The following is a 6061-nucleotide window of genomic DNA, read 5'->3' as shown; positions in this document are numbered from 1 at the left end:
CGCCTCCTACTCGATTCTGGGCACTTGGCTTGCCTGCTCTGGGCCCATCGCTGGCCCTGGAGGCTCGCCAGCGATAGGGCCAGTACAGGCCGAAGGTCAGGCCAGCTTGACCGCTGCCACGGGTTTACGCGACAGCAGGCTCACCACCACAAAGCTCACCAGGCCAATCGCGAGGCTGTAGTAGATCGGCGTATTCGCCTCCAGCCCGTCCTTGAACATGAACAACAGGGCAGTCGCAAAGCCTAGCGACATGCTGGCGATGGCGCCGGCGGTGGTGGCGCGTTTCCAGAAAATGGCGCCAATCAGTGGAATCAGCATGCCGCCCACCAGCAGGTTGTAAGCCAGGGTCAGGGCGCTGATCACGTCGTTCACCATCAACGCGATACCCAGTACCACTAAACCGGTCAGCAAAGTGAACAGGCGGCTGATACCCAGGCTGGACTGCTTGCCGCCACGCAGCTTGGGCAGCAGGTCTTCGGTGATGGTGGTCGAGGCCGCCAGCAGGCCTGCGCTGGCGGTCGACATCATGGCCGCCAGCGCCGCTGCCATCAGCAGGCCGCGGATGCCATCAGGCAGCGTGGTCTTGATCATTTCGGCGAAGGCATTGTTCGGGTTGGCCAGGTCGGGCATCAATACATGAGCGGCCATGCCGATCACGGCACAGGCCAGGCCATACAGCACGCAATACACCCCGGCGGTGGTGCCGGCACGCTGGCAGACCTTTTCGTCACGGGCGGTGAACACCCGCTGCCAGATATCCTGGCCAATCAGGATGCCGAAGAAGTAGATCAGGAAGTAGGTGATGATGGTATCCCAGCCGATGGTGGTCAGCTGGAAGCTGGCCGCCGGCAACTTGGCCACCAGGGTGTCCCAGCCGCCGGCCTTGTACAGGCACACCGGCAACAGGATGAACATCAGGCCCACGGTCTTGATCACGAACTGCACGATATCGGTCAGGGTCAGCGACCACATGCCGCCAATGGTCGAGTACACCACCACCACACCCCCGCCCAGCAGCAGCGAGGCCCAGAACGGCAGGTCCAGCAGCACTTGCAGCACGGTGGCCATGGCCAGGGTGGACGTCACGCCGATCATCAGCGCGTACGCCAGCATGATCACCGCGCTGGCCTGGCGCGCGGTCGGGTTGTAGCGCTGTTCCAGCACCTGGGTCACGGTGAAGATGCGCAGGCGTAGCAGCGGCTTGGCCAGAAACAAGTTGATGGCGATGATGCCCAGGCCCAGCGCGGCGCACAGCCAGAAGCCGGAAATGCCGTGAACGTAGCCCAGGCGCACGGTACCCACGGTGGAGGCGCCACCCAGCACGGTGGTGGCCATGGTGCCCATGTACAACATCGGGCCCAGGTTGCGCCCGGCGACCAGGTAGTCTTCATGGGTTTTCGCGCGTCGCATGCCATACCAGCCAAGCCCGAGCATGCCTGCGGTGTAAAGCATTACAACTATGATGTCCAAGGCCATTGGGGGTCTCCCGATTATCTTTATTATGGCGAGATCGGCCACGCGGGCGTTCGCACGGCGCCCGGTGGTCTTCTGGTGTTGGCGGGCCTCGGTGGCCCGACCACATTAGCGGCGGACTACACCCGGCAGTACGCAGAGCATTTCGAACAGCAGATTGGCGCCGAGCAACGAGGTATTGCCGGTGGTGTCATAAGGCGGGGAGACTTCGACAAGGTCACAACCGATCAGGTCCAGGCCATGGCAGCCGCGAATGATCTCCATTGCCTGGATGGTGGTCAAGCCGCCGATTTCCGGGGTGCCGGTACCAGGTGCCCAGGCCGGATCGATGCCGTCGATGTCGAACGACAGGTAAACCGGGCCGCCGCCGACTTTTTCCCGCACTTCGGCCATCAAGGGCTCCAGCGACTTGTGCCAGCACTCTTCGGCCTGAACCACGCGGAAGCCCTGGCGGCGGCTCCAGTTGAAGTCGTCGGCGGTATAACCCTGGGCGCGCAGGCCGATCTGCACCACGCGCTCGCAGTCGAGCAGGCCTTCTTCCACCGCCCGGCGGAAGGTGGTGCCGTGGGCGATTTTCTCGCCGAACATGTGGTCGTTGACGTCGGCGTGGGCGTCGATGTGCACCAGGCCGATCTTGCCGTGCTTCTTGTGCAGCGCCCGCAGGATCGGCAACGTGATGGTGTGGTCACCGCCCAGGGTCAGGGGAATCACATTGTGCTCGACGACCTGGTCGTAGGCCTCTTCGATGATGCGCACGGCGTCCAGCAGGTTGAAGGTGTTGATGGCCACATCGCCTATGTCGGCGACCGACAGGGAGTCGAACGGAGCGGCGCCGGTGGCCATGTTGTACGGGCGGATCATCACCGATTCGGCGCGGATTTGCCGGGGGCCGAAGCGCGTGCCGGAGCGCAGCGAGGTGCCGATGTCCAGCGGCACACCAATGAAGGCTGCGTCCAGGCCTTCGGCGCTTTGCAGGTGGGGGAGGCGGAGCATGGTGGCGATGCCGCCGAAACGCGGCATTTCGTTGCCGCCCAGTGGTTGGTGGAGAGTCTTGTCCACGGTGGGCCTCATCAGTCGGTCGATTGTTCTGTTTGTTCGAACCTGTGCCGCTGCGCGCTTTCCAGTTCGTGTTTCGCCAGCGGGCAGGGACATTTCGGCCAGTCTGCGCAAGGTAGTGCCATGGAAGAATCGCTACCGACAAATACTTAGTTCAGAAATTTCTGAACTAAAGCCCGGCGCAGCGGTTAGACTGCGCGCAAACACCCTGTGGAACCGTTGCCCCATGGCCTCGACTTTGCCCGACCTGAAACTGCTGCGTATCTTCATCAGCGTGGTGCGCCACCAGGGTTTCGCCAACGCCCAGCGTGAGCTGAACCTTTCGACTTCGGCCATCAGCACCTACATGAGCCAGCTGGAGGGTGCCCTGGGTATCGTGCTTTGCCACCGTGGCCGGGGCGGTTTCAGCCTGACCAGCAAGGGTGAGCTGTTTCACCAGGAAACCCTGCGCCTGTTGGCCGAACTGGACGGGTTCGAGCAATACGCGGCGGCCCTGAAGGGCGAACTGCGCGGCACCCTCAACCTGGGGGTGATCGACTCCACGGTGGGCGATCGCGCCCTGCCGCTGGCTGAAGCCATTGGTGCCTACAGCCAGGAGCACCCGGCCGTGCACCTGCACTTGTCGGTGTCCAGCCCTTACGAGCTGCAGTTGGGGGTGCAGGACAACCGCCTGGACCTGGCAATTGGCGCGTTTTCTTCACGCATGAGTGGTCTGCTGTACCAGCCGCTGTACCGCGAGCAGCACTGGCTGTACTGCAGCAGCCGCCACCCGTTGTACAGCGAGCGGCGTATTCCCGAGCAGGTGGTGACCCAGCAGCGCATGGTCGGGCGCGGCTACTGGAGCCAGGCCGAGCTGGCCCGGCATGGTTTCAAGCACAGCGCGGCGACGGTTGAGAGCATGGAGGCGCAGTTGATCCTGATTCTGTCGGGCGCCTACATCGGCTACCTGCCCGAGCACTACGCCCAGGCCTGGGTCGACAAAGGGGACTTGCGCGTGTTGTCTCCGGCGACGTTCGGTTATCAGGCACCGTTCTCGTTGATCATCCGGCGTGGGCGCAGCCGCGAACCGCTGATCCAGACCTTCCGCGACCTGCTGAAAAGCCAGCTCAACGTAGGCTGATAAACAGAATGTTCATACATTCTGTCGGCAGGCCGCTAAATTCCTGCACACGTGTGCCGCTAACCTCATAGCGCTCTGCTACATATCAACTTGCGCTGATGATTTCCCTTCTTTTCATCCTGCAAGGATCGCCCGACGATGCGCATGAATTTGCCAGTCACTGAACACGAAAGAACATTCCCCAGTGAACAACGGCTGATTTCCACCACCGACTTGAACAGCCGCATCACGTATTGCAACGACGCCTTCGTGGCGATCAGCGGGTTCACCTACGACGAGCTGGTGGGCCAGCCGCACAACCTCGTGCGTCACCCAGACATGCCGCCGGCGGTGTTCGGCCATATGTGGGACACCATCAAGCAAGGCAAGCCGTGGATGGGCGTGGTCAAGAACCGGGCAAAAAACGGCGATTACTACTGGGTCAGTGCCTACGTGACGGCAGTCTACGAACAGGGCCGCATCAGCGGCTACGAGTCGGTGCGTTCGGTACCGACCCGTGAGCAGATCCGCCGTGCCGAGGCGTTGTACGCACGCCTGCGTGCCGGCCGCCGGCCGGTATCGTGGGCGGCGCGCCTGGGCCATGGCCTGCGCCAGGGCTGGCCATTGCTCGGCGCCGGCCTGGTGTCGGCGGCGGGCTACCTGTGGTTGCCACCCTATGCCGCGCTAGGGGTGTTGATGGTTGTACTGCTGGTAGCCTGGTACCTGGTCGAGCACCGTCAGAACCAGGCCATCCGCCGCACGCTGGCCGAGCACCCCAAGGCGTTCACCAGCCCGCTGGTGGCGCTGACCTACAGCGACAACCCGGGGCTGCAGGGCCAGTTGGACCTTGCCATCATCAGTGAAGAAGCCCGCCTGCAAACCGCGCTGACGCGCCTGGTAGACGCCGGGGTCGGGGTAAAATCACGCGCTGCGCAATCTTCCGACCTGTCGGGCGCGCAGGCGCAGATGCTCGACCGCCAGCGCAGCGAGACCGACCAATCGGCCACCGCCATTGCGCAGATGGCGGCGACCATCCAGGAGGTTACGCATAACGTGCAGAGCACGGCGCATGCCGCAGGCGATGCCGACCAGCTGGCGCAGCAGGGCAGCGAGCTGGCGCTGCAGAGCCTGCAGGCCATGGGCAGCATGAGCGATGCAGTCAATGACATTGGCCAGGCGGTGAACACCCTGGCGGAACAGACCCAGTCGATCGGCAGTGTGGTGGATGTGATCACCTCGATCGCCGAACAAACCAACCTGCTGGCGCTCAACGCCGCCATTGAAGCGGCGCGGGCCGGCGAGCAGGGCCGCGGGTTTGCCGTGGTGGCCGATGAAGTACGCTCATTGGCCCAGCGTACCCGCACCTCCACCCAGGAAATCCACCAGATCATCGCCTCGTTGCGGGCCGGGGCAGAGCGCGCAGTGAGTACTGCCAGCCGTGGCGAGCAGATCTCGCGTGACAGCGTGCAGAGTGTCGAGGCAGTGCAGGCGGCGTTGAGCGGCATAGCCCAGGCGGTGAGCCGCATCACCGGCATGAGCCAGCAGATGGCCACGGCGTCGGAGCAGCAAAGCCACGTGGCTGAAGACATCAACCAGCAGATCGTGCGCATTGCCCAGCTGTGCGATCAAAGTGCCGGGCAGGCGCGCCAGGGGGCAGAAATCAGCCAGGACCTCGAGCGCATGGCGGAGTACCTGCACAGCCTGGCGGAGCGCTTCAACCGTTGAGGTTGCCGTGGTCGCCTTGCGGCCAGGGCATAGGGCAAGGCCCGCCAGCCGGGCCAGGGTTCTGTGGCAAAATACCCCCGCCAAGGAGACCTTCATGCCCAGACCCCGTTGCGAGCGCTGCCAGCGCCCGCTTGATCATTGCCTTTGCTCGCTGATCCCTGCGCTAGGCAGCCGAACCCGTGTGATCTTGCTGCAGCACCCCAGTGAAAGCGCCCACGCCCTGAATACCGCACGGTTGGCAGCGCTTGGCCTGAGCAATGCCGAGCTGCGGGTGGGGGAGGTATTCGACGATCTGCCAGCGCTGCTGGCAACCCCCGGGTACCGCCCGGCGCTGTTGTTCCCGGGCGCTGAAGCGCAGCCCCTGGCTGCCTATGGCCCAATGGACGAGCAACCCTTGCTGCTGATCGTGCCCGACGGCACCTGGCGCAAGGCGCGCAAGCTGCTGTACCTGAATCCGCTGCTGGAGGCGTTGCCGAGGGTGACCTTGGGGCAGGTGGCCGCTTCGCGCTATCGCTTGCGCAAGGCGCCGGAGGCGGGAGCGTTATCGACCATCGAGGCCGTGGTGGGGGCGCTGAATGCACTGGAGCAACCGGCCTGCTTCGATGCGCTGCTGGCACCGTTCGAGGCCTTGATAGAGGGGCAGATCAGGGCCATGGGCGAGGAGACGTTCCAGCGCAACCATGGCACCGAGTGAGGGCAGGGGGCCGC

The 6061-nt window shown here is 63.9% G+C and carries 5 protein-coding genes; 3 read left to right on the top strand and 2 right to left on the bottom strand.

The annotated features are described in order from the left end of the window. Positions 1–96: 96 nt before the first annotated feature. The gene (locus tag GYA94_RS24315; protein ID WP_110678653.1) at positions 97–1476 is read right to left on the bottom strand and encodes a sodium:solute symporter family protein; all 1380 of its coding nucleotides are present in this window, start codon (positions 1474–1476) and stop codon (positions 97–99) included. A 105-nt stretch (positions 1477–1581) separates the two neighbouring features. Continuing rightward, positions 1582–2532, bottom strand: coding sequence for an agmatinase (speB, locus tag GYA94_RS24310; RefSeq protein ID WP_009683675.1), 951 nt, complete (start codon positions 2530–2532; stop codon positions 1582–1584). A gap of 223 nt (positions 2533–2755) precedes the next feature. Between speB and GYA94_RS24305 the strand changes: the two genes are divergently transcribed. From GYA94_RS24305 to GYA94_RS24295, 3 genes are all read left to right on the top strand, one after another. Continuing rightward, entirely contained in the window at positions 2756–3649 is an 894-nt protein-coding gene (locus GYA94_RS24305) for a LysR family transcriptional regulator (protein ID WP_054881883.1), read from the top strand. A gap of 138 nt (positions 3650–3787) precedes the next feature. Then, positions 3788–5353: a methyl-accepting chemotaxis protein gene (locus GYA94_RS24300; RefSeq protein ID WP_161893257.1), complete on the top strand. Its 1566-nt coding sequence runs from the start codon at positions 3788–3790 to the stop codon at positions 5351–5353. Positions 5354–5447: 94 nt separating this feature from the next. Beyond that, positions 5448–6047 carry a tRNA-uridine aminocarboxypropyltransferase gene (locus GYA94_RS24295; protein WP_161893256.1) on the top strand — a complete coding sequence of 200 codons (600 nt, stop codon included), beginning with the start codon at positions 5448–5450 and terminating at the stop codon, positions 6045–6047. Positions 6048–6061 lie beyond the last annotated feature (14 nt).

The sequence above is a fragment of the Pseudomonas juntendi genome (genome assembly GCF_009932375.1).
Classification (GTDB): Bacteria; Pseudomonadota; Gammaproteobacteria; order Pseudomonadales; family Pseudomonadaceae; genus Aquipseudomonas; species Aquipseudomonas juntendi.
The sequence above is the reverse complement of the archived record's forward strand: the minus strand, read 5'-3'. Positions and strand labels throughout refer to the sequence as shown.

Excerpts from the sequence above, each read along its gene's own strand:
- GYA94_RS24295 (WP_161893256.1), top strand. The coding sequence starts at position 5,448 with ATGCCCAGACCCCGTTGCGAGCGCTGCCAGCGCCCGCTTGATCATTGC.
- GYA94_RS24305 (WP_054881883.1), top strand. The coding sequence starts at position 2,756 with ATGGCCTCGACTTTGCCCGACCTGAAACTGCTGCGTATCTTCATCAGC.
- GYA94_RS24300 (WP_161893257.1), top strand. The coding sequence starts at position 3,788 with ATGCGCATGAATTTGCCAGTCACTGAACACGAAAGAACATTCCCCAGT.
- GYA94_RS24315 (WP_110678653.1), bottom strand. The coding sequence starts at position 1,476 with ATGGCCTTGGACATCATAGTTGTAATGCTTTACACCGCAGGCATGCTC.